A 26,923-nucleotide genomic window follows, 5' to 3' on the forward strand; every position below is an offset into this window, starting at 1 on the left:
ATAAAATTCTCAATGTTTATCAATAGTCCTTAATTGTGATAGGAATATATGGTCCACTTCCACCCGATGTCACATGAGCGAAGTACGTAAAGCGATTTGCAGTTGGTTGCACAGTGATAATAAAATGCGTTGCGTCTCTTTTTCTCACTGTCACACCTACCCCAGTAACAGGTTGTCCATTTTTATCATCTAAATGAACATTCCAAGCACCATCACAATCAACACGCACAGTTTTATGTTCTGCAAAACCATACTTGTCAACTTTTATCGTTAGACGATCTGGACTAACTGATATACTCACAGCATTTGCAATAACCGGAACTGCTACCAGAAAGCACAAGATTAGTCCTATTCCTATTATTCTCCTTGTTCTTTTCATTTTCTAATATTCCCCTTTAAATACATGCTTCTTTGTTAATCAAAAGCTTATAAATTCTTTTTTAATCCGTTTATATTTTAATACGGCGCATTCTTTACAGTTATTTTTATGTCCTTCTTTTCGCCGTTCTGAGACACCTCAGCATAATAAACCCCCACTTTAGCACTTGATGTGGCTGTTATAGTAAAACTAGACATGCGATTCTGTTTCACTGTTACGCCTTTCCCTGCATATCCAGCTTTCATATGTGCCGTCCACGCGGTTCCGCTCACTGTAACAGTTTTTCTTGGAGAAAATGCTGCTGGATTATCTCCTCCAATAAAAAGCGACACATTGTCGGTCGAAACATTGATAGCCGCAAATACACTCACTGTCATAGCCATCACTAGAGCTAGTGTCAATGCAATAACCCGGTTAGTTCTTAAAAACTTGTTCTTCTTCATCGTTCAGCTCTCCTTTCTTAAGCGTGTACCGAATTTTCTCTATATTTTGTATTTTCATATTATCATGATATTTTTTATTTGTCAATATATTTTAAATAAATTTTGTCATTTGTTTGCACTTTACTTCTTATCCAATTATACTTTTTATCATTATCTTTTGTAAGTTTAAGTTACAAAAAACAAAAGAAGAGGAACCGACCAATTGGTCGGTTCCTCTTCTTTTGAAAGAAGTATTTATATCAGCTCTAATAGCTAAGATTAAGCTTCTAGTTCCCTCTGCGCAGCTTCTTCTTCTGCTCTTCTTGCCTCTAACATCTTTTCGTATTCTTCGTCAGTCATCTTTTCGATAGTGAAGCCCGTGAAGCCATAGATGATAGAAATGATTGGACAGATGTAGTTAACAAATGCATATGGTGCATATGCGATTGTCGGCTGTCCTAAGAAACCTTTCATGGTTGCGCCACATACATTCCAAGGAATCAACGGTGAAGTCAGTGTACCGGAGTCTTCCAGACATCTGGACAGGTTTTTATTCTTCAGTTTTCTGTCTTCGAATGCAGTCTTGTACATTCTGCCCGGCAGAATGATTGCCAGATACTGATCCGCACAAAGAATATTGATGAATAGACAGGTCAGTACGGTAGTCATAATCAGAAGTCCGTTGGTCTTTGCCACCTTCAGAATCTTCTCTACCAGCTGTCCCAGCATACCGGTTGCTTCCAGTACACCTGCGAAGGACATGGAGCAAAGTACGATAGATACAGTCCACAGCATACCGTTAAATCCGCCGCCACCAACTACACTAGCAACAGTATACTCCCCACTTAGTGGAATATCAGAACTGATAGATTCATAACCATAGTGCATAATATTAAACCAATCCACAACTGGTATATCTTGTACTATTCCCATACAGAAGAGTCCCATTACTACGCCGACAAACATTGCAGGCAGTGCAGGAATCTTAAGCACTACTGCTGCAAGTAGGAACAGAACCGGCAGCATCAGGAACGGACTTACTGTAAATTCATTCTGGATTGCATCCTGGAGGATATCTTTCATTTCCATCTGGATTTCACCACTTGGTGCTGCACTTCTTCCTAAGATGAACCACAGAACTAAAGCGATAACATAGGACGGAACTACTGTCCACACCATGTGCTTAATGTGATCGAAAATGTTGGAGCCGGATACAGCCGGAGCCATGTTAGTAGTATCGGACATCGGAGACATCTTGTCACCGGTATATGCGCCGGATACTACTGCGCCTGCAGCCAGCGCCGGATTGATACCAAGACCGATTGCAATACCAATCATTGCTACACCGATGGTACCTGCAGTGGTGTAAGAAGATCCGATTACGAAAGAAATAATCGTACACAGCAGGGCTGCAGTTACTAGGAAGATTGCAGGGCTGATAATGTTCAGTCCATAGTAAATCATGGAAGGAATGATACCGCCTGCTTTCCAAGTGGATACCAAAATACCTACTGTCAGCAGAATCAGGTTTGCCTGCATAGAGCGGCTGATACCCTGAACCATACCTTTTTCCATGACACTCCATTTCCAGCCATTGAGGGCGCCAACAATCGCTACGAAAGCAGCTGCCAGAATCATCGGCATATGCGCTTCGCCGTAACTGAAGAAGATAGAGTAACAAATGATGCCTAGTGTAAATACTACGCAAAGTAACACTTGCCACATAGGAACTCGTCTACCCATAAGTTCACCTTTGCACAACATAGAAGATAGGGGCTTCTAAGTCATGCTTTTCCTTTCTTAAAATTTAAGTAAAGTATAATTTCTTTTATGATAAAAACTCAAACGTCTACCCTACTAGCGATTAAGCTTCATCATACTTTTTAATCAGGTCCTTTGCGACCTCTTCGGAAAGTCCAGCGTCAGCACAAACTTCAATGAAAGCAGCATCGAGGGCTTTTCTCTGTTCATCGGACAGCGGGCAGATAGTCTGTTTGTCGATTTCCTGTACATACTCTCTCGCCTTGTCCATGATGGACTTCTTGCCTTCTTTGATCCAAGCAGCTCTTTCCTGATAGTTCATGGTGATATTGCTGTAGTTCTGTTCCTTTTTATAATTCTTTAATGTGTGTTTCTGAGTCATGAAATTTCCGCCGGAACCAACTTCCAAAAGCAGATCTGCAGCCAGCGCTTCATCATCAAAGCGAATGCCTTTCTGCAAGTGCTTCAATGTACCGATATAGTCGTTGTCGATAACCAGCTTTTCGATGGACATTTCTGCGATTACGTTGAGTCCGCCCGGACCGGATACGTTGGATACGCCTGCCATCATAGCCATGAGACCGGATCTTGCAGATTCACTGCCTGCCTGATAATCTACAATCTTTGCGTCAGACATTGCAGCATAAGTATGTACCGGAAGTCCGTAGTAGTGACCCATCTGCGCATAGCCTGCCATTACCATGCTGCATTCCATGGATTCCATCGGGGTGTACATGGTCTTCATGTTGAAGATGCAAGGTGCACCGCCGTAGGAAACAGGATGTCCCGGTTTCGTAACCTGTGCAAGTACCAGACCTGCCAGAATTTCTACGGTGTGGTTCAGGATGCAGCCTGCCAGGGTAATTGGACCAGTTGCGCCTGCAATCTGTGCAGAAATCAGATTAATAGGGATATCCATTCTGACACAGTCGATGATATTTCTTGCTCCGATATGGGACCACTTCAGCGGAGATGTCACGCAGATATCGAAAAGTGTATACGGTTTGGTTCTAACTGCTTCTTCCGACCCTAAAACAGCCTTTAACAGCTTGAAGGTTCTAGGTACGCCTTCTGCATCAGTAGAACCGCCGATAATCGGTTTGATAGAATTCTGCATTTCGGTGTAATACAGATACTGAGATCCAAGCTCTCCCGGCGCCTCCTCACAAACGATGGAAGAAGATACAAAGTCGATGTGCGGCAGGCTCTGTGCAACTTTCGTCAAAAGTTTCAGATCCTTTACGCCGGATAGTCTAACAGTCTCGCCGTCGCTTTCCAGTACGTTGCCGGCACTGCTTCCCGGATTAAAACGGGTCTTGCCATCGCCGAATGTGCAGTAAAATTCGCCGTTTCTGTCATATAAATCAAAAGTGCTCGGCGCAGATTTGATTGCATTCTCGACTACTTCTCTCGGGAACTTAACTTTCTGCGTTGTTCTGTCTACTTCGCAGCCTGCTCCCTCAAGTAAATCAAGTGCCTCGTCATAAGCAAAAATGATTCCTAAATTTTCCAACACATATAATGCCTTTTCATGCATTTCTTTTACCTGCTCGTTGCTCAGTACTCTAAGCTGGGGCATGTTGTCAAATGTAAATTTGTTCATTCTTTTTCCTTCGCCTTTCATACTTTGTTTATCTATTAAATTATACATAATTTCTGAATATCATTTTAGGTCTTTTTTCAGATATTTTAGAAAAAAAATTGCCATTTCAATATAGCCTTTTTATACAGTGCTTCTGCATGTCCTTCCTCCCTGATTTATCAACATTTATCACACATTGTCAATTATTAGACAAAGTCTATTTTCCTGTCTTATACTTAATTTTTCCTCAAAAAAATACCAAAGGAAATAATCTTTCTATATGGACTTCCCTGCTTCTCCCATGGTAAAATGAGTCCATTAAAGTAGAAAATAAAGATACGCGCTTATAAAAAAGGAGAACACCATGGTAAAACAAATTTATCCGAGAGTTGAAATCAACTTACAGTATCTAAAAGAAAATGTAGCCGCAGTCGTTGAAAAGTGCAAACCTTTTGGTATTGACATTGCCGGCGTTATCAAAGGAACAACAGGTATTCCTGAATGTGCTAAAATGTTTGCTGAAGGCGGTGCAAAGCTAATCGCTTCCTCCAGACTGGAGCAGATTGAAGACGCTATTGACTGCGGTATTGATCTTCCAATGCTGCTGCTGCGTGTTCCTATGCTCAGCGAACTTCCAGAAGTTGTAAGACTTTGCGATGTCAGCTTAAACAGTGAGGTCTCCGTACTGAAAGCTTTGAACGAAGAAGCTGCAAAGCAGAACAAGGTACACAAAGTCATTCTGATGGCTGACCTTGGAGACCTTCGTGAAGGATTCTGGGACAAGGACGAAATGGTTGATGTTGCTGTCATGGTAGAAAATGAGCTTAAGAATCTGGAACTAGGTGGCGTCGGCACCAATCTGGGCTGCTACGGCTCCATCGAAGCAACAGCTGACAAACTGGACGAACTGGTTGCTATCGCTGAGAGAATTGAAGCGAAAATCGGCAGACAGCTGGAATACATCTCCGGTGGCGCTACTACAAGCCTGCCTAGAATTATCAATCACGACATGCCAAAGAGAATCAATCTGCTCAGAGTCGGCGAAGGTATTCTTCTCGCAAGAGATTTAGATGTATTTTACGGTTATGACATGAGCTGGATGCACCAGGACACTTATACGCTGAAAGCTGAAGTCATCGAAGTCAAGGACAAACCGTCCCACCCGGTTGGCAAAATTTCTATTGATGCTTTTGGACACACACCTGAATATGTTGACAGAGGCATCAGAAAGAGAGCCCTTCTTGGTATCGGTAAGGTTGATTACGGCAGTATCGACGAAATCTTCCCGAAAGATAAAGGTGTTGAGGTCATTGGCGCTTCCTCCGACCACACTATCTTAGATATCGAAGATGCCGAAAGAGATCTGAAGCCTGGTGATATCGTATCCTTCGGCATCAACTACGCTTCTATCGTATATCTGACCAACTGTAAAAACGTACAGATTGTATTCGTATAAAATATTCTTATCCACGACGCATAAAATCCCCGGCCGGCAAGAAAGCCTTGTTTGCCGGGATTTTTATAAAGGAGGTAACAAGCAATGGCAAAACTAATCGATTACAGCTGTAAATACGCAGAGTACAGCGGCATGTCAAAGGAAGAAGCTGCAGCAAAGGGACTTTCTCTTCCTGAGGCATATTTTAGCGCAGAAGCAATCGCCACCCTGGCAGGCGAAAATGCAGTGCTGCCCTTTGACCCAGTTCTTGAGGCTGAAAGCATGGGCGCAAAAATTAAGTTTGACGATTCCCCACTGGGCCCCCGCAAGGACACCGATATTGTCACAAAAATCGATGAGCTTGCAAACCTTTCTCCTATGGACATTACCAGCAGACGAATCAGCGAAACCCTGAAAGCAGTCAAAGCGATCAATGAAGCCGGCGGCAATGCAACGGTGGAGCTTCACGGACCAGTTACCATCATCAACGGCGTCAGTGATCTAATGAAAATACTTATGGGCTGGCGAAAAAAGCCGGAAGTCATGGATCAGTTCTTCACGAAAGTTTCTGATGGACTTGTAGATTTTGCGCTGGCGGCTTACGATGCCGGCTGCCGCATCATCTACTATACCGATTCTCCGGGAAGTCTGAATATACTCGGTCCAAAATTTGCAAAGCAAATCACAGAAAACTTCACTGTTCCGCTGTTGAAAAAACTGGATGAAAGCCTTCCGGCGGACTGCGTTGTACATCTCTGCCCCAAGACTTCATTCCTTCTGACCGGCTTTGAAAAAGCGCAGTGGCGAAAGTTTGAGATTGACGAAAAGATGCCATACAAGGACGCATGTTTATTTGCCTTGGGAAAGGTTCGCATTCTGGGGCAGCGCTGCCGCAAAGCGGACAATATTACCGTTTCCCATATCAATTATCTGCATCTGAACGAATAAGGAGGCATCCTTATGGAAAACAACTACTATAACTCCTACTTTAAAGTAGATATGAACACTGTTGTGAACAATTATACGATTGTAAAAAAACATATCGGTCCTGATACGGATATTATCCCTGTCGTCAAAGGCAACTGCTACGGTTTTGGTCTTGTACCTATGGCAAAACTTTTTGTAGAGCGCTGCGGTGCTAAACTGATTGCAAACTCAGCGATGCACGAGTCTGTAGAGCTCAGACATGCAGGTCTTTCCTGCGAGATTCTCATCGTTGGCGGCATCCCACAGCATCTTCTCCACGGTGCAGTCGAATACGACCTGCAGATTCCGCTCTTTGAAGAAGTCACTGCCCGCCGGCTCAATGCTCTTTCTGGCGAAGCAAGAAAAAAGACCAAAGTCCATATCAAAATTAACACCGGCATGAACCGGCTCGGCGTAAAACCTGGTCAAAATTTGGAAAATCTTTTGAATTTGGTAAAATCTTTTGACAACATTGAAGTAGTCGGCGCTTATACCCACTTTGTATCTTCCACTGCCGATTATTATGATCCCTTCACTTTGGAACAGTTTGCACGCTTTCAGGAAGGGGTTTCTCAAATAAAGGCGGCTGGCTTTTCGCTGCAGTACGTGCATTGCTGCAATTCCGCTGCTACTTCATGGTACAGGGAAGCTATAGACTACAGCACCCATGTCCGTTCCTGCACTTCGATTCTGGGTCACATGGCAATGGAAGACGGCAGAGAGCCTCTGGGACTTACAGAACCTGTAGAAATCGGCACTTATATTACCAACGTACACCAGATTGATACGGGCGACAGTGTAGGTTACAGTCGTGCATTCATTGCCAGCGAACCGATGAAAATTGCTACACTTTCAGTAGGATTTGCCGATGGATTTTATCCTGCCTGGATGAGAAAACAAGGACCTGTCCTGGTAAATGGCCGCCGCACACGATTCCTTGGCTGCTGTATGGATCAAGCTTTTATCGATGTAACAGGTATTCCTTGTGAGATCGGGGATAAAGTAATCATGGTGGGACGCGACGGCGATGAGCAGATTACAACGTGGGAGATGGAACAGTTCTGCGAAAATACCTTTGAGTTTTTGTACGGCACGCTGGGTCACAGAGTCGCAAGGATTTATAAATAAAGAAAAGTTGCACATACTATTGACGGCAGATTCTAAACTCTGCCGTCTTTTATACTGAAAGAGGTGCACGATGATTAAAATTTTAGAAGAAAAGGATGTCTCAACGTTAAAAGAATATGTGAATGATGACATCATCCGCCGTTTAGATGATAGCCGCAGTTTTTTTACAGTACTTTCAGAACGGACATATTTTCTGACCTTCTACTGGATGGATGGAAAGAAGGTCACCATCTTCGCGGACAAAAATCATCTGCTCATTGCCAGCGACAGCACTGCAATTTGTGAATTTGCACAGAACATAGATACCCCTTTTGACGGAGTTTTGCAGCTTCACGAATTTCTGCTGGAAATGACTGCAAGCGATGTACACAAGCTGGAATCTCTGGAAAACCTGATCATTTCCCTTGAGGATAAGCTGCTCATGGACAGCACACCAGGAAAGGATGGCATTTCCGACATCGTCAAAGTCCGCAAGGATTTAATCAAGGTTAAGCGCTATTATGAACAGATGGAATTTCTCACAGATGCGCTATGCGCGGTAGATTCCAGCTTTGCCTATATTGACAAAAAATTTGACCGTCTTTTGGAGTTCACCTTTCATCTGCAGACTTATTTGGAATCGGTGCGGGAGGCCTATCAGTCCCAAATCGATATTGAGCAGAATAACATCATGAAAGTTTTCACTGTAGTCACGTCAATTTTCCTTCCTCTTTCCCTGATTGCTGCTTGGTACGGTATGAACTTCTCTCTGCCCGAATATCAGTGGTCCTATGGCTACCCTTTTGTGGTTTCTCTATCATTAGGACTGGTCGTAGGTCTTTTGATTTTCTTTCGAAAGAAGAAATGGTTTTGATGATTCCGGCAATTTAATTCTATTTTTTATATTAATTTCTATTTTTTGTAAATTTTTATTGCATTTTACATTTTATTCATGGTATAATCGGATTAAATTACGGTATGTCCGTTCCAGTTTGAAACCGTTTTTTACCAGTTTTCAGATTTTCTCCAATCGGTTTTCAAAATCCCGATTTCATTCGCAAAAAGAAACCTTTTTGGGTACTTTTGAAAACCTTCTTCTAAAAAGCTGAAAACTGGAAGACAATTACACGACATACCTGCACATGAAAGGAGATGATTCAAAAATGAATTTCGTCGATACAGCTACCGCACAACTTGATTTTCTAAAAAGGCAGCAGCAATACTGTAAAAATCAATTATCTGACCTTCCTATGGGAAATCTAGTAAAGAAAAGCAGCAAGGGAAAAGAATACTATTACATAGATACCGGCACTGCACTTGTCAGTTTGAAAAACAGCCCTGAATTATACCAGCAATACAAAAGTAAAAAAGCACTCCTGCAGCAACTTCGCTCTCTACAAATTGATATTCCCCTGTTAAAAAAATTGTTAAATACTTACCAGCCAATTATCCCTCTTGAGAACGACTGGCACAACTTTGCCGCTGAGCAGAATACTGGCTGGAAGCAGGATAAAAAACATCTTTATCAGGGTGTCTATTACCGCTCTAAATCCGAGACACTTATTGCTTCCATACTGACCTCTTACCAATTTCGTTTCAAATATGAGGTTGAATACACAGTAAACGGTTTTAAATATTATCCTGATTTTCTCATAGAGCGTCCCCACGATAAAAAAATATTCCTCTGGGAACATTTTGGAAAAATCGACGATGAAGAATATGTGCGCAAGATATTTTTTAAGCTGCAGGACTACCACAATGCAGGCATTAACCTTTGGGATAATCTGATTATTACCTTTGATCAAGCTGACGGCAGTCTGAATGCCGATTATATTGACCGCATTATAAAACTATATCTGTTGTAATCCTCTCTCAAAACGTGCAAAAGAACGAGATTTCCCAAATTCTCGTTCTTTTAAACCTTTTTTTATCTATTACTACTTATTTTAAACTTTCAAGGAATGCCCTTCCCGCTGCAATCTGTCTTCTGACCTCTGACGGCGCTGTACCACCAAAAGAACTTCTGGCGTCGACGCAGGCCTTAATACTGATATCGCCAAGGGATTTCTTCGAAATTCTGCCGTCGATTTCGCTGAGCTGTTCATCGGTTAAATCCTCAAGCTGGCAACCATTAATCTCACAGACTTTCACCATACGTCCTACGATTTCGTGGGCTTCTCTGAACGGAATGTCCTGCTTGACAAAATGCTCCGCAATGTCGGTAGCGTTTAGGAACCCCTTTGCCATCTGCGCCTCAATCTGATCCAACCTGAACTCCGTCTTTTCCAGCATATTAGCAAAGATGGTAATGCTGGCCTTCCATGTGTCTACCGCGTCAAAGAGGCTTTCCTTATCCTCCTGAAAATCTTTGTTATAGGCAAGAGGTGTCCCCTTCATCACGGTCAGAAGCTGCATCAAATCTCCATAGACTCTGCCCACTTTTCCGCGAAGCAATTCCGCCATATCCGGGTTCTTTTTCTGCGGCATAATGCTGCTGCCTGTACAGTAACTGTCATCGATATCAATAAAACTGAACTCCTGAGAGTTCCACCATACAAACTCTTCCGCCCATCTGGATAGATGCATCATGGAAATGGACGCATCGCTTAAAAATTCAATACTGTAGTCCCGATCGCTGACACTGTCCATGGCATTTTCTGTTGGCGCTGCAAAACCCAAAAGCTTCGCGGTTTTATGCCTGTCAATGGGAAGAGTCGTCCCTGCAAGAGCACCTGCTCCTAAAGGACATAAGTTCATTCTGTGGTAAGTATCATGAAGCCTTTCGATATCTCTTTTAAACATCTGGAAATACGCCATGAACACAAATCCTAAGGTAATTGGCTGCGCATGCTGAATATGGGTAAATCCCACGGTCAAACAATCCGCATATTTCTCAGCTTTTTCCAAAATTACTTCTTCCAGATAATAGAGTCTGTCCAGAATCTCTCCAATTTCTTTCTTTAGATACATTCTGCCATCGACTTGGCACTGGTCATTTCTGCTTCTAGCTGTGTGCAGTTTCTTACCCACATCGCCAATCTCAGCAATCAGCCGGCTTTCAATTCCCATATGAATATCTTCATCTTCTACGTTAAATATAATTTCACCGCTTCTAATTTTTTCACGTATGGTTTCAAGACCTGCGATAATTTTCCCACTCTCTTCTTTTGTGACAATCCCCTGCGCCGCAAGCATTGTTACATGCGCAATACTGCCGTCTATATCTTCGTTATACATTCTTTGATCAAATCCGATAGATGCATTGAACACCTTTACAATTTCATCCATTTCCTTTTCAAATCTGCCACACCATAAGCTTGCCAAATTGTATTCCTCCTTCACTTCTTATACACATCGTTGCTCAATCCTCATTATTATACTAGATAATTCATAAATATACAAGCTTTTCCCCCTGTTTTTTCTTTCAAATATGTGATACAATATCTTTCAGTAAATGAACAGGAGGATTTTATATGACTTTAGGACGTGAGAAATTACATTTTCTCAATTCACCAACCCCGATAACCTATCTCGAAAATATTTCAAAAGAACTAGGCGTCAATTTTTATCTGAAAAGAGACGATTTGACCAATTTCGGTACCGGCGGCAATAAGCTACGTAAGCTGGAATATCTGGTAAAAAATGCATTGGACCAGGATGCGACTATGCTGCTGACCGTCGGCGGCGCACAGACCAATCACGGCAGACTAACTGCTGCTGTCGCTGCAAAATACGGTCTTAAAGCTGCCATCGTAGCCGTTGACCCTTATCCAGGCGAAATATCAGCTAATCTTCTTCTTGACGGTATCATGGGCTGTCCTGTTTATCTGGTGCAGGACGACGGCGTACATACCGCAGACGAGCTTGAGGCAGCAACAGTTAAAAAAGTGACAGAAGAGTGGGAGGCAAAGGGTGAAAAAGTCTACTTTATTCCGGTTGGCGGCTCTAACGAAATCGGTGCGTTAGGTTACTATGACTGTGCTTTAGAGCTGGCTGCACAGGTAGAAGAAATGCAGCTTTCTGACGTTCGTCTGATTTCTACTGTAGGTAGCATGGGTACTTACATGGGTCTTGCCTGTGCCATCAAAAACGAAGGATTGCCCCTTCGGCTAACTGGTATCAGCATTTCTCCAAAGAAAGATATCTACGCCATGGCGGCTGATTACTATGATCGTATGAAAACTCTTTTCAATCTGCCAAAGGAAATGAACAAATCTGATTTTGATATCACGACTGAATACGACTGCGGTGCTTACAATAACCCGGTTAAGGAAGTGCGCGAAGCCATTTATTACATGGGGCGCAAAGAAGCCGTAATCTTAGATCCTTGCTATACAGGAAAAACCTTTGCAGGCATTTTGGATATGATAAAAAAAGGCACAATCGCGCATGGCGAAAATGTCATCATGCTGCATACCGGTGGCATTCCTGGTATTTACACTGCACACCACCGTGTTGAGATGGAAAAAGAACTGAAAGATTATATTCATATTATTTAATCGCCTAATAAACGAAAAAGCTGATCTGCCGGAAAGGTATGCCGCAAGGCGCCTTCTTCAGCAAGTCAGCTTTTTAGGTTTATATTCTAACAAGACGCTCTTCAATTCGGTTGAGACGATTATAGATTGGCGCCAATTTCTCGTCTGCTAAATTGGTGACTTCATCATAGCACACAAATATACTGTCTACCAGTCTCTTGGGGTGAGATCCTCAAAGCTCTGCAATTTAGATTCTTACCGTTACAAATGGCTAAAAATACTGGAAAATAACCCCTGTAAATGTTCTCTTAAGGCTTAATAAAATTCCATTTTTTACCAGCAAGGTGAGCACCAGGACGTAAGGCAATAAAATGTGCAGCAATTTGCGCAGCAGTCATCACTCCGATTATATCCCTGCCCGTCAGAACGGTTTTTATACATACTTCCCTGCGCTATCATCTGCTGATAAACTCTCTGATATTCAAAATTATTTGGATCCATATCAATAGCCTGGCGCAGATTGCTGATTCCATCATCAATCCAGCCTTTCCGATAAGATAGCACTCCACTTAAGAAAAACCACTCAGCATCTCGCATAGGTGCATGAATCAGCATTTGTTCCGCTCCTATAAAATCACCTCGGTCAATGGCCTGGCGAACTGCATAATAATCACTGCTGCCAGAAGCACGGCTATTTGAGCCACCTGCATACCCCCTGCCAGAATCTGAAGCCCATGTGCCGGACCAGCTACCAGAGCCACCGCCGGCTCTTCCCTTCATCAGCACATCATACGCCTCATTAATCTCCTGCAGCTTCTCCTCTGCTAAATCTGCAAGGGGATTGTTCTGATATTTATCCGGATGATATTTTTTTACAAGCGCTTTATACGCCGCTTTGATTTCTTCATCTGAAGCGTTCTGTGAAACGCCCAGTACTTCATATGGATTGCTCATCTGTATCTATCCTTTCTCTAAGAATCTGGTCTGTGCGTGCGCGCAGTCCCATAAAAATAATATTTTCGACAATCTCTGTATTTTGCTTTAGTTCCAGTAAGTCATATGTCATCGCAATTTCCCCCAGACATTGATATAGCAAAGTGTCCATGCCATCAAGGTGATTTTTTCTGTAAATCAGAGGATTATAGCAGCCTTTTTCCATATCCTTTTCATAGTCATCCAATGCATCTATGATATAAATCCACCGCCCCAGCGCACGACCCAGCTGGGCAAGCACTCTGGTCTGCTTCTCTTCTTTCGCGGATAGAGAACTTCCCTCCAAAAATCCGGTAAACAGCACTTCCATCAAATCAGAAAAAGCCTCCGCGGTCTGGTCTACAGAGGTTGACTTTCCCTCCTCCAACAAAGATAGCTTTGTCAGTGCTTTCTCAACGTTTGTACAAAGGTTCTGATAACGCTTTTCTAGTTTCTTGTAGGCATGGCGCAAAGCGGTTTTTCCCGCAAAGCCTGCAACACTTTTTTCGTCTTTCCAGTCGTCTAAAAATTTATGATACGTTAAAATTACCATAACGTCCGCTCCATAGTCAATAGCAGCATTATCGTAAATCACAGGTTTTTTCTCTATGGGGTGAGTGATACAATGCTCCAGTTTCAGCGTATCTTTTGTATCTTCAAAGCCCGCCAAAACCAGTGCAAGAAATACTGCGTCATAGCTGAGCCCAAGTCTTGGAATCTGTCCAATTCTTCTGGCTATGGATTTACAGATACCGCAGTAATAGCCCTGGTACAGGGTATAATCCCGCACCTTCAATTCATTTTTCTCTATGGTAACATAACCCAACATAATATCTTGATGATAAACCATTTTCATGAAGTTTTCAAGAAGTCTATGTGAAAATTCTACTCATGCTGTCGACAAATTCGGACAAATTTGTTAAGATAGAAGGGCATAGTAAAATTATAATTTTAGGAGAGATGAAATGAATACAAAAAAACTACTATTAACCGCGGTTTTGTCCATTGCCGCTCTCTTTGCCACCTGCATAGTCGCCTCTGCCAGCAGCGCCGTAGTGGATTCCGGCGGTTATTCCCATGCTTCCAAATTCAGAAACACCCTGGTCATCGACGGCATTGATGTATCCGAGTATCAGCAGCAGATTGACTGGGCCAAGGTGAAAAGACAAGGTATCGACTACGCCTACATTCGCGTCGGCTTTTCTTATCTTGCCTCACCTCACCGCACTAACACTGACTCATATTTTGAATACAACTATAAAGAAGCCCGTGCCAACGATATCATGGTCGGCGTATACTACTATTCCACAGCAACTTCCCCGACAGAAGCACAGAAGGAAGCCAAGTATGTGCTGGATGTGCTGGACGGCAGAGAATTGGATTTACCAGTTGCTTATGACTTTGAGATGCCTTCTGGCAGCAGACTCACCAGTGCATATAACAGCTGGTCCTCTTCCACCAGAAAGGACAAGGCTGCGACCAACTCCCTTGCTTTTCTAAACTACATAAAAAAGAACTCCGACTATGAGTCCATGTTTTACTCTTATCGCGCCATCACCTCCCCCTACGGAAGTCCCAGCAGCAACAAAATAAACATGAATCTAATTGACAATAAATTCAAGGTATGGCTGGCACAGTACTCCACTGACAATAGCTACGAAAGACCTTACGAATATTGGCAGTACACTTCCAGCGGAAGCATCACCGGTATCAGCGGCCGAGTGGACTGCAACTTCTGGTACTATGATAATAGCGCCGAAAAAACAAAGTCCGGTACAAAATCCATAAAAAACGCTTCCGTTTCTCTCGGAAAAACGTCCTACGAATATACAAAATACAGGAAATACCCTTCAGTCTCCGTCACCTATAACGGTACAAAATTGACGAAAGGAGTCGACTATAAAGTCAATTACATCAAAAACGTATTGGCTGGCACTGCTTATGCGCGAATTGAAGGTATCGGTAAGTATTCCAACGTAAAAATGGTTCCGTTTACCATTACCACCACCGACATTGCAGACGGCGGCACTGTGAGCAGTATTGCCGATGTAACCTACAACGGAAGCGCAAAAAAGCCAACTGTAAAAGTTCAGTACAAAGGCACTACACTTAAAACCTGTGATTACTCCGTTTCTTATTCCAACAACAAGAACGCAGGTACTGCAACAGTGAAAATTACAGGAAAAAGAAATTATCACGGCACTTTAACCAAGACCTTTAAAATCAAAAAAGCGACTCCAAAGTTTACCGGATACACCACCTATAACCGAACCACTGACAGAGATGACTTCACCATCAACACCAAGTGTGACAGTGATGGAAAGCTGACCTACAAATCCAGTGATACTTCCATCGCTACAGTCAGCAATACAGGTAAAGTTTCCCTAAAAGGAGGCACCGGTACAGCGGTCATTACCGTAACCTGCGCGGAAACCAACAACTACAAAAAAGCAACCAGACAGGTCAATATAAAAGTAACTGCGGCATCTTCCGAAGTGGAGAATACCACCATCAAAGTGAGCTCCACATTAGAAGACGGCTTCATTCGGTTGAACTGGACAAAGTCCACTGGATGCAATATCGACTATTATGAAGTTTACAGGAGCACCACTGCAAATAGCTACGATAGTACGCCATTTTATACAACCAGCTCAGGAACCATTACAACTTACAAAAATACCAAAGATTTAAAAGACGGAACTCGCTATTATTACAGAATTCGCGGTGTCCGCACTATTGACGGAAAGAAATACTACACCCAGTGGTCCAATCAGGCAAACAGAGTTTACAAAGCGCCTGTTGACCCTAACACCAAACTGATTACAGGGGTTAATGCAACCACTATCACAGCAAAATCTGATCGTGGCAAAGGATTTATCCGAATCAGTTGGACTAAGTCTTTTGGCTATAAGGTGGACTATTTTGAGGTTTATAGAGCAACGAAATCCAATACATACAGCAATACACCTTTTTTCAAAACTGCAAACGGCTCAATACGTACTTACAAAAATACCAAGAGTCTACAAAAAGGAACTCGCTATTATTACAGAATTCGCGGTGTCCGCACTATTGACGGAAAGAAATACTACACCCAGTGGTCCAATCAGGCAAACAGAATTTACAAATAAGCACAAAAAAATATTTTTTATAGTTCTGTCTGAAAAGAAAAAAGAGTTGGCATCAAAGGCAAATAAAGTGATATCGGAAGAATATCCCTCTAGCCTAATCTCAATGCCATTAAATTAACATTTTATACCATCGTTCAGGAACGAACCCCCATGCAAAAACAAACAGTATGGGGGTTTTCCTAATGCGAGAAAGGGACCGTCTCATTTCCTTTGATATACTTCCCTTCTAGGTAGACAAGTAAAAAAGTAAAAACTTGTTATCTGAAAAGAAGCATTAGTATGTCTAGAAAAATATCAGCAGAAGAGAAAATTACAGCCGTAAAGTGCTATCTAGATGGGAAAGGTTCACAGGATGAAATCTGCAAAAAATATGAGATTCGTTCAAAAAGTAAACTCCAAAAGTGGATAAAGATGTATAATGGTGGTGAGATTCTAAGGGTAACTGGAACAGGAGGCTTTGCCATCATGGCAAAAGGACCAAAAACAACATTTGACGGACGCATTGAAATCGCACAGGATTGTATTGCGCACGAGTGAAATTATGCACAAACCACTGAAAAGTACAAAATTATCCTATCAGCAGGCCCACAGCTATATCATCAAATATGAAGAGCATCGCATAGAAGGACTTCGTGATGGTCGCGGTCGTCGTAAATCCGTAAACTGGAGAAGCTACGTGCAGAAAACCGGCTTTTAAGAACAGAGAAAAAGCGTACAGAAACGGAGCAAAACAGTCCAAAGTAGCGAAGTGTATTGATAATGGTCCAATGGAAGGCTTCTGTGGTGTTTGAAAACGTGAACGGTACTATGTAAGAAGATTTACTAATAGAGAGAGCCTGGTTGGAATGATAGAAAACTACATTAATTATTACAACAACAAGTATTTGCAGAGAAACTTGGGGGTTTTAAGCCCAATGGAAAAACATCAGTTATATCTGCAGACTGCATAAAAACACCAGTCAGAAAACACTTCCGACTAGCTAAAAAATTTAGCTCTATAAATTTTTTAGGGATGCAGACACGCCTTTCAGCTTGGTGGGGGCAAATTAAAAACGCTCTAAACTTAATGAGGGGACTATTCTATCATAAGCCTTTTCAATTTTGAAGAAAAGGATATCTCCGATATTGAAATTATCTCTGTTAACGAAGAATCTTTCACCTTCATCACACTTCGCTGCAAGGAAGTTTCATGTCCAACTTGCAAAAGTTCTACTTCCAGAATTCATGATTACAAGCTACGCACAATCGAACATCCTATCCTAAAGGAAAAGCACACCACTTTAATATACAACAAAAGAAGGCATGTCTGCTCTAATTGCGAAAAAGGATTTTCGGAAACAAATCCCTTTGTCGCTCCCGGAAGAAGACTTTCAAACCTTGTCACTCTTAGAGTGATGAAAGCTTTAGAAAAACCAAGAGTTACCTTTGACATGACTGCAAAAATCGCAGGGATTTCTACTACGATGGCGCTTCATATCTTCGATACTCACGTTGGAATCAAGAGAAGCCCTTTTTCTCAAATTTTTTGTATTGATGAAATCTACGCCGTGAAAGATCAACAAAAAGTATATGCCTGTGTCTTGGTAGGTTTTATGACTCGACAAACTTACAACCTGCTGTCGGACAGAAAAAATTTCATCTGGCAGAACATTTCTCTCATATTGACCGCTACACTCGTATGAAGGTGCGCTATATATCGATGGACATGTGGGATAGAGATATATGCTCTATCTACTCTCTAAATGCTAAACTTTGTGCAGACAGTTTCCATGTGGTGAATCTTGTAACTCGTGCTTTCAATCAGGTGCGTATTCGTGTGATGAAAGCATACCCTACCTCTTCTGACAAATATTATTACCTTCTTAAGAAATTTCATTGGCTTCTGAACAAAGATTACGTCGATATTCCTCCCTGGAAAACCATTACGGTTTATCGCAATGTATCTTTTCTCCATACAAAATATCAGCATGCAACTTCTGAAAATGCTCCATAAAAGCTGGATTGTCTCCTGGAAGATTTGTATACATTCAATATTCCTGAATTTAATACAATCGGCAGAAGTATTAAAAAATGGCGTCAGGAAATCATAAACAGTTTTGACACATACGATGGCAGGCGCATATCAAACGGTCCGATAGAATCCGTAAATTCCAGAATTAAACTACTTAAAAGAAATGCTAATGGATACAAGAATTTTGACAAACTCAGAAGAAGAATTCTGTATTCTTTGAATTCCAACTTAACAGTTAAATTCTATGCTCATTTGTTAAATCTATATTAAAATGATTCCGCAAAAGAAAAGGTATAGAGTCAAGCCTATATGATTCAGCTTGATTCTATACCTGCTTTTTTTCTAAAAACCCCCATTAATTTTAGACTCCAACAAAGGTCAAGCCCATAAAAAGTTTATAGCGCCCTTTTGGTTAATTACTTTATTTTTTTGAATTTTTTCTATAAAATAAGCTAAAATGATTGCGCAGATAAACAGTAAAAATGATAAGAATAATTGATTAAAAATTTTATACATAATTGAAATAGTAACGATAACACTTGTAGAATAAAGTATCCAAAGAATTTTTTTCAATTGTAATAAATCTCCTTTTCAAAAATTACTTTACGTTATATTGTACTTTTTTTGATGAAAAAGTCAAAGCCTACCCTGTTAATAAAAACCAATAGTACCTTTATAATATTTTTTATCTTTTATAGGGTCACAATCCTATCGCTAATATGTTCCACCATAGGAAGATCGTGGGCGATAATCAGCATCGTCAGATTTCGCTTTTCGCACAACTCTTTGAGCAGATGAATAATCTGTGCCTGCAGAGAAACGTCAAGAGAGGTAATAGGTTCGTCTGCGATGAGAAAATCCGGATCTGTAATCAGTGCCCTTGCGATAGCCGCACGCTGCCTCTGTCCACCGGAAACATGGTAGGGATGCCTTTCTGCAAGTTCCGGAGAAAGTCCAACCAGTTCCATCATCTCCTTTACCTGCTCTTTCACTTCCGCCCTGCCCAGCGCTTTCCCTTCCTTTTTTCTGCTGGAAATCTGCAGCGGCTCTGCAATAATCTGAAAAAGACTCATACGCGGATTAAAAGCCGACGCACTATCTTGAAAAATCATTTGTTTTTTACAATCCGGCGCAAAAGTAATCGTACCGGCTGACGGCTTTTGAATCCCCGCAAGACATCTTGCAAGAGTCGATTTTCCGCAGCCGGAAGGTCCTACAATGCCGACGATTTCCCCTTTTTCAATGGTAAGAGAAAAATCTTCAAAGACCTTGTGTACACGTTTTTTTCCAAGGGAAAAATATTGAGAAAGTCCGCAAATTTTCACTAGCGGCTCTGAATCCACCGCCGCAAAAGACGCTTCTTCTCTAACTCTTCCATGAAAGTGACTGCCGCTCTTTCCATACTGCGCATAGTGCAGAAGCTGCTTCGTATACCCATGCTGCGGATTTTCAAAAATCGCCCCAGTCTTAGAGTTCTCCACAATAACACCGTCCTTCATGACGATAATTCGATCCGCCATCTCCTTTGCCAGTCCCAAATCATGGGTCACAAAAAGTATGCTGCAGCCTGCCTCACTGCTAACTTCTCGCAGCAGCTTGATGATCTGCCCCTGGGTATCTATATCCAGCGCCGTCGTCGGCTCATCACAGATGAGCAGCTTCGGATTACAAGCAAGGGCAATGGCAATAGCAACTCGCTGACGCATCCCGCCGGAAAAATGATGGGGATACTGATGAAAACGCACTTCTGCATCCTCAATTCCCACCCGCCTCAGCAGGGAAATCGCCCTCGCCTTCGCTTCGCTTTTGCTGATTTTCTCATGACGTAAAATCGGCTCCATAATCTGACTGCCCACGGAAAACACCGGATCCAGAGAAGACATAGGATCTTGAAAGACCATAGCGGCGCTGCGGCCGCGCACATCTGTCAATTCTGCTTCGGTCATATGCGTCACATCTCGCCCGCAAAGATAAATATGTCCGCTGTCCACTTCTGCATGACGGCTATGCAGCATCATAACTGCACGACAGGTTGCCGTTTTGCCGCAGCCCGACTCACCAACCAGAGCCACCTTTTCTCCGGGAAAAATTTCAAAATCAATCCCCTTTACCGCCTCCACTTTCCCGCCTGCACCGTGAAAGGACAATTTGAAGTTCTCTATTTTTAAAATACTGTCCATAGTTTTACTGAATTTCCCACTCTGCTATATTCCAGAACACACCTACGCCGTGATGACCCAGCACTGTATTTTCTGTGATTCCCTTTACATTCTCACGTACTGCATAGGAGGCATCCACGTAAGCGATGAAGCTGTACGGCATAGCCTTTGTCAGTTCCTCCTGAAATTCCATATAAAGCTCTTTTCTTGCGCTGTCATCTTCTGTATGTCTTGCTTTTTCAAGAATCCTGTCAACTGCCGTATTTCCATAAGCGGTGTAATTATCGCCAGCACCGGTAGAGAAGATTTTATAGGTGTGGTCATCCGGATCAAAAGGACTTCCCCAGCCGATGATACAGCAGTCCTGATTTGCCCAGTCTAAAGAAGCTTTCGCCTCAGCTGTTGCATTAATTCCGATTGACCGAAGCTGTGCTGCACACATTTTCGCCATATCAACTCGCACTGAATCATCCGCCATGGCTGAAATGACAAATCCCAGTTCTTCTCCATCTTTCTCATAATAGCCGCTTTCTCCTTTTGTCCAGCCGGCTTCTTGTAAAAGCGTTTCTGCTTTCTTTGGATTATAGTCGAAACGCTCCATCTCTTCATTATTGTAAGCGCCCTTTTGCAGCGGTGAATAAGCCGCTTCCCCCTCGCCAAGAAGAACGCTTTTAACAATCGCGTCTCTGTCGATGGCATAACTGAGAATGCCGGCAAGTTCCGGATTTTCCGAAAATACAGGCTTAGCAAAATTATATGCAATGGCTCTGTAGTCTGCGGTTTTCATCTGATATATCCGATATCCGCTCTCCTTTGCTACACTGGCAGAAGTCTTCGCCGTAATCATTGCCATATCGATCTCTCCAGAGCGAAGCTGCATAGCTCTTGCGTCAATCTCTGGAACAATTTTGAAAATCACCCGTTCAATTTTTGGTGTTCCACCGTAATACTGATCAAACCGTTCCATGGTAATAGACTGTCCTTGATCCCAAGAAACCAGTTTATAAGGACCTGCGCCCACCGGATTCTGATTGAAACTGTCAGTTGCCGGATCCCTCTCTTCCAAAAGGTGCTTCGGCAGAATGCCAATAGTCATGTAATCAGGAAATGCCACATTGATCTGCTTCAGTTTTATTTCTACGGTCAGATCATCAGGACAGTTTATCTCCTGAATATCTGTATAATTGGAAATAATTTCCGACTGATTATTCTCATCCAGAATCAGATCTAGTGTAAATTTTACATCAGCAGAAGTCAGCGGCTGTCCATCGTGAAAGGTCAGACCTTCTCGAAGTTGAAACGTATAGGTAAGAGTTTTCTCATCAAACTCCCACGTCTTTGCCAGCCCAGGCACTACATTATTCTCCGCATCATGCGCAGTTAACCCAGCAAACAGCAGCAGGTTGATCTCGCCATGCTCATAAAGTGCCGGATTGATGGCTGTATAATCCTGACTACCATATACCAGCGTGTTTTCACCAGCCGCCATTGCAGACGCGGTGCTGCCATTTTCACTGCTATCTCCGCAGCCTGCCAGCGCCACTCCCACTATAATTACCAATATCATACATAATATCGTTGTCAATATTTTTCTTTTCATCTTCATTTTCCTCTTCTATAAGTTACTGTGAAGTTTGTTGTTTTGTTTTCTCACTGATTCTCCAATCGCAGTTACACAAACTAGCGTCACAATGAGCACCGTGCCAGGCAGAAGCACCATCCACCAGTTCCCGGAAAGCATCGCCTCCTGCGACATGGACAAAAGACTTCCCCATGACACCATGGTAAGCGGCAGCCCCAGTCCCAGAAAGCTCAATGTGGACTCTGTAATCATCGCCTGCCCGATATTGGTCACTACCATGAACATGATGGAAGAAATAAAATTAGGTAAAAAATGTCTCCATAAAATATACCAGAATCCACCCTCCATGGTTTTGACCGCCAGCACATAATCACTTCCCCGGATTTGTCTGACCTCGCTGCGAACTACCTTTGCGATTTGCATCCAGCCGGTCAGTCCGATGATAACAGCCAGGGAAAGCACTGTGGTTTTTCCCCAAAGAGCCTGCAGAAAAAGAATCAGTAAAATCTGCGGCAGACTCATGATAAGTTCTGAAAACCGCATGAGCAAATCACTAATCCATTCACCTGCCAGCCCGCTAACTGTCCCGTAAACCACCGCAATAGCTGTGGAAATCAACCCACTGATCAGTCCGATTAGGAGAGAAGCTCGTCCTCCGTATAAAATCAGAGTCAGTAAGTCTCTACCCATGGGGTCTGTTCCAAAGGGATGGGCTATACACGGCGCTACGCTTGCGGCACTGCTGTCCATCATTTCAGGGGAATAAGGCGATAGCACGCCTGCCAACCCGCAGCAGATAATAATCCCAAGAAGCGTGCAGAAAGCTGCCTTTGGCAGTTTTTTCTTAGGACTCATGCCCTCACCTCCCGAAATGTTTTCTCGTACTCCATGCGCGGATCAAGCCATTCGCTCAGAATTTGCGCCAGTATATTAAATACGACCACGATAGCGCCAGTCAGAAGTGTCAGCGCCATCAGCATATTATAATCCTGATACATAGCAGCTTCAAAACCGAGCATGCCAAGCCCCGGATATCCGAAAATCATTTCTACCACATAAGTGCCCCCAAGAATATGAGGCAGGGAAATCGCCATGATGACAAACATAGATGGCATAATATTGCGTAAGCAATGTTTTCTCATAATAGTCTTTGCGTCAATGCCTTCGGCTTTGCAAAGGAGCACGTAGTCCTTGCGGGTTTCCGCGAGCAGCTTGTTTCTCACCATATAGGCATAATACCACAGATGTTCTAAAACCATAACTGTCACCGGCAGAATCAGATGTAAAAAGCGATCTGTCAAATTTTCTCTGTTTCCAAGGGAGTAAGCGCCTCCTGCTGGCAGAATTTTCAAGGTTACCGCAAAGAGCAGAATCAATACCAGCGCCAGAAAAAAGGACGGTACATTGGCTGAAATGACACCAATTTTGCAGATGAGCCGGTCGGAAAGACTTCCCTCTCTGCGTGCGCAGAACATGCCCAATAAGATTGCAAATCCAAAGGTTAGCCCGTAAGACACACCGCCAAGAATCAGGGTGTTTGTCCACACATTTCCAATCACTGCCTGCACAGGCTGTTTGTACTTATAAGAAAGCCCTAGATTACCATCCAGAAAATTTTCAGCCCACCGCAAATACTGAGTCAGCATGGAATCATTGAGTCCCAGACGCTCTCTGGCAGCTTCCTGCTGCATGGTGCTCATACGCTCTATCCCGTCGCCGTAGTAGGCTTTAAGCGGATCACCTGGACAAAGACGAGCAATCACAAAGATCGCCACAGATAGAAGCACTAATATGATAAAAAGCTGCATTAATTTTTTACATATTTTTCTCATTAGATTTTCTCTTTGATATCCCTGATAGAAAGACCCTGCGCTTCCGCTATTTCCGCTACCTGTGCGAACTCCGGCTTTTCTCTGGTAACTCCATAGCCGCTGCAAACCTTCACATCAACTTTGCCCCAAGGCGTCTGTCTTGTCTCTACTCTTCGCTTGAGAGTAAAGCGCTCCAGCCCATATGCGCGCACCCCGATGGTGGTAGTGTGTTTTAAAATCAGCTCTGCAAACTTTTCTTTTTCTTCCGGTCTACACATGCAGACCAGTTTTACCGCCGGACGGGACTTTTTCATGATAATCTGCTCAAAATACACATCTAATGCGCCCTCTTTTAAGAGGGTTTCCATAGCAAAGCTCAGTTCTTCCCCTGTCATATCATCAAGGTTTGCTGCAAGCTCTACTACTTCATTGGCTGCAGCTTCCGCAATACCATCATCTCCCAAAAGCACTCTGACGTAGTTTGATCTTTGCTCAAAGTCTTTTGTGCCCATACCATAGCCTATTTTTTCTACGGTCATGGCAGGCATAGTTTCAAAAGATGTTCCAAAATATTTCAAAAGGGCTGCGCCTGTCGGCGTGCACAGTTCCCCTTTGATTTCTCCGCCGTAAATCGGAAGTCCCTCAAGAAGCAGCGCTGTTGCAGGCGCTGGTACAGGCAGTATGCCATGGGCGCATTTTACGCTGCCGGATCCGACATGAATCGGCGATACCACAATGCGCTGTGCTCCGATTTTTTCCATGAGCAGACAGTTTCCAACTACATCTGCTACTGCGTCCAGCGTTCCCACCTCGTGGAAATGAATTTCCTCCATGGTCTTTCCATGCACCTTCGATTCGGCACTTGCAATCAGTTTATAGACCGCTTTTGCATCAGTCTTTACTTTTTCAGCAACCTCCATAGCCTCTATCAGTTTGTAAATCTCCGCAATCCCGCTGTGATGATGGTGGTGTTCAGCGTGAACATGTTCATGATCGTGATGTCCATGGTGGCAAACACCTTCCTCTATACCGTCAACAGTAACTCGTATATGACTTCCCGTCACACCACACTTTTCGGACGGCTCCAAGGCAACTGTCACCTTCTCCGGCAGAAGGCTGTTCAGTTGCTTTAAAACTTGCTCTTTATCTTCTATCAATTCCAAAAGCGCCGCCATCAGCATATCCCCTGCAGCGCCCATATTACACTCTATATACAAAGTCTTCATTTATTTTCCACTCTCCATATTATTGATCAAATTTGCCTGATATCCAGCGCCAAAGCCATTGTCGATATTGACAACACTGACTCCGCTGGCGCAGGAGTTCAGCATGGACAAAAGTGCTGTCACACCGCCAAGGGCTGTGCCATAACCTACGCTGGTAGGTACCGCAATCACCGGACAGTCTGCAAGACCTCCGATGACAGAAGCAAGGGCTCCTTCCATCCCTGCAATAGCGATAATCACCCTGGCGCCCATAATTTTTTCTACATGGGCGAGAAGACGGTGAATACCCGCAACCCCTACATCGTAAAGCCGCTCTACACGATTACCCATGATTTCGGCAGTCAGCGCAGCTTCCTCTGCAACTGGAATATCGCTAGTGCCCCCTGTGGCAACCAGAATATAGCCTTCGTGCTTTGGGGCGATTTTTTGACCGACAAGTCCAACGCTCGCTTCCGCAAAATACGTAAAAGGAATATCCCTTTGAAAATATTCTGCAGCTTCTTTACGCATACGTGTAATGAGGATAGTCTTCTGCCCGCTGTTCCAAAGGCTATGAGCGATTTTATCAATCTGTTCAGGACTTTTTCCCGCCCCATAAATAATCTCCGATGCACCCTGGCGGATCCCTCTGTGATGATCCAGCGATGCGATATCAATTTCCTCAAAAGGCGCCATTTTCAGTCCTAACAAAGCTTGTTCTACATCTATCTGTCCTGCAGCTACTTTCTGCAGCAGCTGCCTTACTTCGTGCTGTTCCATAGTTATTCCTTTCTGTTTTCCTTTATCGTGGCTGCATATCCAGCAGTATTATATTGAAATATGGTTTTAACGCTTCGGTTACGGACTCCCTCACAGCTACAAATTGATCCATTTGTGCATCTGGCAGTTGTACTCTGGCGCTGTCATGGAACATTCGGATCCGAAAATCAGAAAATCCCAGTTTCATCAGTGCAGCCTCTGCGCCTTCTATCCGGCACAGCTTTTCTTCGGTGATCTTTTCGCCTGTAGGCACTCTCGTCGCAAGGCAGGCATAAGATGGCTTATCCCAGGTAAAAAGCCCAGCCGCTTTCGAGCGATCTCTAACCTCTTTTTTTGTCATTCCGCAAAGCCTCAGCGGTGACAGAACTTTCATTTCGGAAAGCGCCCGCATGCCCGGTCTGTCCCCGGCATCATCAGAAGCATTAGTGCCGTCAATGATAACATCGTATCCCTCTGCTTTTGCCGCCTCAAGCAGCCTACCGAAAATGTGTTTTTTACAGTAATAACATCTGTTTTCCGGATTTGCTGCAACGGTTTCGTCCTCCAGAATATCGCACTCCAAAATGCGCAGCTTTGCAGAAAGCTCTGCAGCCAACCTCTTTGCGTCCGCAAGCTCAAACTGCGGCTGAAATTGACTCTTTGCAAAATAGGCAGTCACATCCGCTTCCCATCTTTGCGCCGCATAAAGTAAATACGCAGAATCCACTCCGCCTGAAAAAGCCAAAGCTACCTTTCGATTTTCTTTAAAAAACTCTTCTAAATTTCTATATTCCATGTTCATCCTCTCTCGGCAAAACAAAAACGCCACGAACAAAGCCGGGTTTCTGCGAAACCCTATCTGCCTTCGTGGCGCAATCTTTCTAATATGTAATTTATGATGCAATGTTTATCAGAACTTTTCAAAGCCTGCACGCGATTTCTTCATGAAATCCAATGTCTTTATTGTACCCCAGCCCGGCTCAAAAATCAAGTTTTTTTGAGCCGGAACCTGTTATCCCTAATCTTTAAAATAGCCCTTTGATATGATACACCGAAAAAAATGTATTTGATTTCATGGATTTTATAATTATATTATTTGCCAAAATAAATTCTGCGTATCACTGGAATTTCAAATGGCAAAGACTTACATAGAATTTACTCTGACA

The 26,923-nt window shown here is 43.1% G+C and carries 24 protein-coding genes and 3 pseudogenes; 13 read left to right on the forward strand and 14 right to left on the reverse strand.

The genetic code is table 11. The annotated features are described in order from the left end of the window. Positions 1 to 19 precede the first annotated feature (19 nt). The 4 genes from D1151_RS13245 to D1151_RS13260 all read right to left on the reverse strand — a co-directional run bounded on the left by D1151_RS13245 (position 20) and on the right by D1151_RS13260 (position 4,165). A complete protein-coding gene (locus D1151_RS13245; RefSeq protein ID WP_161909211.1) occupies positions 20 to 379 on the reverse strand; it encodes a hypothetical protein in 360 nt (119 codons plus the stop codon). Positions 380 to 456: 77 nt separating this feature from the next. Next, entirely contained in the window at positions 457 to 822 is a 366-nt protein-coding gene (locus D1151_RS13250; protein ID WP_161909212.1) for a hypothetical protein, read from the reverse strand. 258 nt (positions 823 to 1,080) lie between these two features. Then, positions 1,081 to 2,544, reverse strand: coding sequence for a Na+/H+ antiporter NhaC (gene nhaC / locus D1151_RS13255; protein ID WP_161909213.1), 1,464 nt, complete (start codon positions 2,542 to 2,544; stop codon positions 1,081 to 1,083). A gap of 121 nt (positions 2,545 to 2,665) precedes the next feature. Beyond that, a complete protein-coding gene (locus D1151_RS13260) occupies positions 2,666 to 4,165 on the reverse strand; it encodes a trimethylamine methyltransferase family protein (protein ID WP_160200611.1) in 1,500 nt (499 codons plus the stop codon). A gap of 343 nt (positions 4,166 to 4,508) precedes the next feature. On the opposite strand from D1151_RS13260, the gene D1151_RS13265 reads away from it, so the two are divergent. The 5 genes from D1151_RS13265 to D1151_RS13285 all read left to right on the forward strand — a co-directional run bounded on the left by D1151_RS13265 (position 4,509) and on the right by D1151_RS13285 (position 9,517). Beyond that, complete coding sequence (locus tag D1151_RS13265) at positions 4,509 to 5,600, forward strand: alanine/ornithine racemase family PLP-dependent enzyme (protein WP_161909214.1); 1,092 nt, start codon at positions 4,509 to 4,511, stop codon at positions 5,598 to 5,600. A gap of 84 nt (positions 5,601 to 5,684) precedes the next feature. Next, a complete protein-coding gene (locus D1151_RS13270) occupies positions 5,685 to 6,527 on the forward strand; it encodes a uroporphyrinogen decarboxylase family protein (RefSeq protein ID WP_161909215.1) in 843 nt (280 codons plus the stop codon). A 12-nt stretch (positions 6,528 to 6,539) separates the two neighbouring features. Beyond that, positions 6,540 to 7,673, forward strand: a complete 1,134-nt coding sequence (gene alr, locus D1151_RS13275) for an alanine racemase (RefSeq protein WP_161909216.1) — start codon at positions 6,540 to 6,542, stop codon at positions 7,671 to 7,673. A 70-nt stretch (positions 7,674 to 7,743) separates the two neighbouring features. Continuing rightward, complete coding sequence (locus D1151_RS13280) at positions 7,744 to 8,526, forward strand: CorA family divalent cation transporter (protein ID WP_160200615.1); 783 nt, start codon at positions 7,744 to 7,746, stop codon at positions 8,524 to 8,526. A 268-nt stretch (positions 8,527 to 8,794) separates the two neighbouring features. Further along, on the forward strand, positions 8,795 to 9,517 hold the full coding sequence (locus D1151_RS13285) for a hypothetical protein (protein WP_161909217.1): 723 nt from the start codon (positions 8,795 to 8,797) through the stop codon (positions 9,515 to 9,517). 76 nt (positions 9,518 to 9,593) lie between these two features. Here D1151_RS13285 and argH read toward each other — a convergent pair whose 3' ends face one another. Next, positions 9,594 to 10,976, reverse strand: coding sequence for an argininosuccinate lyase (gene argH, locus D1151_RS13290; protein ID WP_161909218.1), 1,383 nt, complete (start codon positions 10,974 to 10,976; stop codon positions 9,594 to 9,596). 149 nt (positions 10,977 to 11,125) lie between these two features. Here argH and D1151_RS13295 point away from each other — a divergent pair, with 149 nt between their 5' ends. Next, on the forward strand, positions 11,126 to 12,151 hold the full coding sequence (locus tag D1151_RS13295) for a 1-aminocyclopropane-1-carboxylate deaminase/D-cysteine desulfhydrase (protein ID WP_160200618.1): 1,026 nt from the start codon (positions 11,126 to 11,128) through the stop codon (positions 12,149 to 12,151). A 312-nt stretch (positions 12,152 to 12,463) separates the two neighbouring features. On the opposite strand, the gene D1151_RS13300 is transcribed toward D1151_RS13295, so the two are convergent. Together D1151_RS13300 and D1151_RS13305 are read right to left on the reverse strand one after the other, a co-directional pair. Beyond that, complete coding sequence (locus D1151_RS13300) at positions 12,464 to 13,084, reverse strand: J domain-containing protein (protein WP_160200619.1); 621 nt, start codon at positions 13,082 to 13,084, stop codon at positions 12,464 to 12,466. Continuing rightward, positions 13,068 to 13,952: a DUF5685 family protein gene (locus tag D1151_RS13305; protein ID WP_161909219.1), complete on the reverse strand. Its 885-nt coding sequence runs from the start codon at positions 13,950 to 13,952 to the stop codon at positions 13,068 to 13,070. Before D1151_RS13305 ends, D1151_RS13300 begins: the two co-directional genes overlap by 17 nt. A 115-nt stretch (positions 13,953 to 14,067) precedes the next feature. On the opposite strand from D1151_RS13305, the gene D1151_RS13310 reads away from it, so the two are divergent. The 7 genes and pseudogenes from D1151_RS13310 (at position 14,068) to D1151_RS17380 (ending at position 18,511) form a co-directional block, all read left to right on the forward strand. Further along, complete coding sequence (locus D1151_RS13310) at positions 14,068 to 16,230, forward strand: GH25 family lysozyme (protein WP_161909220.1); 2,163 nt, start codon at positions 14,068 to 14,070, stop codon at positions 16,228 to 16,230. A 279-nt stretch (positions 16,231 to 16,509) separates the two neighbouring features. After that, positions 16,510 to 16,767, forward strand: coding sequence for a helix-turn-helix domain-containing protein (locus tag D1151_RS13315; protein ID WP_160200622.1), 258 nt, complete (start codon positions 16,510 to 16,512; stop codon positions 16,765 to 16,767). A gap of 4 nt (positions 16,768 to 16,771) precedes the next feature. Further along, positions 16,772 to 16,927 carry a hypothetical protein gene (locus D1151_RS13320; RefSeq protein ID WP_161909221.1) on the forward strand — a complete coding sequence of 52 codons (156 nt, stop codon included), beginning with the start codon at positions 16,772 to 16,774 and terminating at the stop codon, positions 16,925 to 16,927. Between the two features lie 106 nt (positions 16,928 to 17,033). Then, positions 17,034 to 17,180: pseudogene (locus D1151_RS17370) on the forward strand (IS3 family transposase); the annotation flags it as partial. 213 nt (positions 17,181 to 17,393) lie between these two features. Beyond that, positions 17,394 to 17,537, forward strand: a pseudogene (locus D1151_RS17375) (transposase family protein); the annotation flags it as partial. 87 nt (positions 17,538 to 17,624) lie between these two features. Beyond that, complete coding sequence (locus tag D1151_RS16900) at positions 17,625 to 17,912, forward strand: hypothetical protein (protein WP_243150975.1); 288 nt, start codon at positions 17,625 to 17,627, stop codon at positions 17,910 to 17,912. Continuing rightward, a pseudogene (locus D1151_RS17380) lies at positions 17,909 to 18,511 on the forward strand (transposase). Before D1151_RS16900 ends, D1151_RS17380 begins: the two are co-directional and overlap by 4 nt. Positions 18,512 to 18,933: 422 nt before the next feature. Here D1151_RS17380 and D1151_RS13345 read toward each other — a convergent pair. The 7 genes from D1151_RS13345 to larE are packed head-to-tail and all read right to left on the reverse strand — an operon-like array spanning position 18,934 to position 26,553. Then, complete coding sequence (locus tag D1151_RS13345; protein ID WP_161909223.1) at positions 18,934 to 20,421, reverse strand: ABC transporter ATP-binding protein; 1,488 nt, start codon at positions 20,419 to 20,421, stop codon at positions 18,934 to 18,936. 4 nt (positions 20,422 to 20,425) lie between these two features. Beyond that, entirely contained in the window at positions 20,426 to 22,000 is a 1,575-nt protein-coding gene (locus tag D1151_RS13350; protein ID WP_306770904.1) for an ABC transporter substrate-binding protein, read from the reverse strand. Positions 22,001 to 22,015: 15 nt separating this feature from the next. Beyond that, entirely contained in the window at positions 22,016 to 22,837 is an 822-nt protein-coding gene (locus D1151_RS13355) for an ABC transporter permease (protein ID WP_161909224.1), read from the reverse strand. Continuing rightward, positions 22,834 to 23,814 (reverse strand): ABC transporter permease, encoded by a 981-nt coding sequence (locus D1151_RS13360; protein ID WP_161909225.1) that lies wholly within the window; start codon positions 23,812 to 23,814, stop codon positions 22,834 to 22,836. The genes D1151_RS13355 and D1151_RS13360 overlap by 4 nt, the downstream gene beginning before the upstream one ends. Further along, a complete protein-coding gene (gene larC / locus D1151_RS13365; RefSeq protein ID WP_161909226.1) occupies positions 23,814 to 25,019 on the reverse strand; it encodes a nickel pincer cofactor biosynthesis protein LarC in 1,206 nt (401 codons plus the stop codon). The genes D1151_RS13360 and larC overlap by 1 nt, the downstream gene beginning before the upstream one ends. Then, positions 25,020 to 25,778, reverse strand: coding sequence for a nickel pincer cofactor biosynthesis protein LarB (gene larB, locus D1151_RS13370; protein WP_161909227.1), 759 nt, complete (start codon positions 25,776 to 25,778; stop codon positions 25,020 to 25,022). Between the two features lie 22 nt (positions 25,779 to 25,800). After that, entirely contained in the window at positions 25,801 to 26,553 is a 753-nt protein-coding gene (larE, locus tag D1151_RS13375) for an ATP-dependent sacrificial sulfur transferase LarE (protein ID WP_161909228.1), read from the reverse strand. Between the last annotated feature and the right edge of the window lie 370 nt (positions 26,554 to 26,923).

The sequence above is a fragment of the Emergencia sp. 1XD21-10 genome (assembly GCF_009936045.1).
Lineage (GTDB): Bacteria > Bacillota > Clostridia > Peptostreptococcales > Anaerovoracaceae > Senimuribacter > Senimuribacter intestinalis.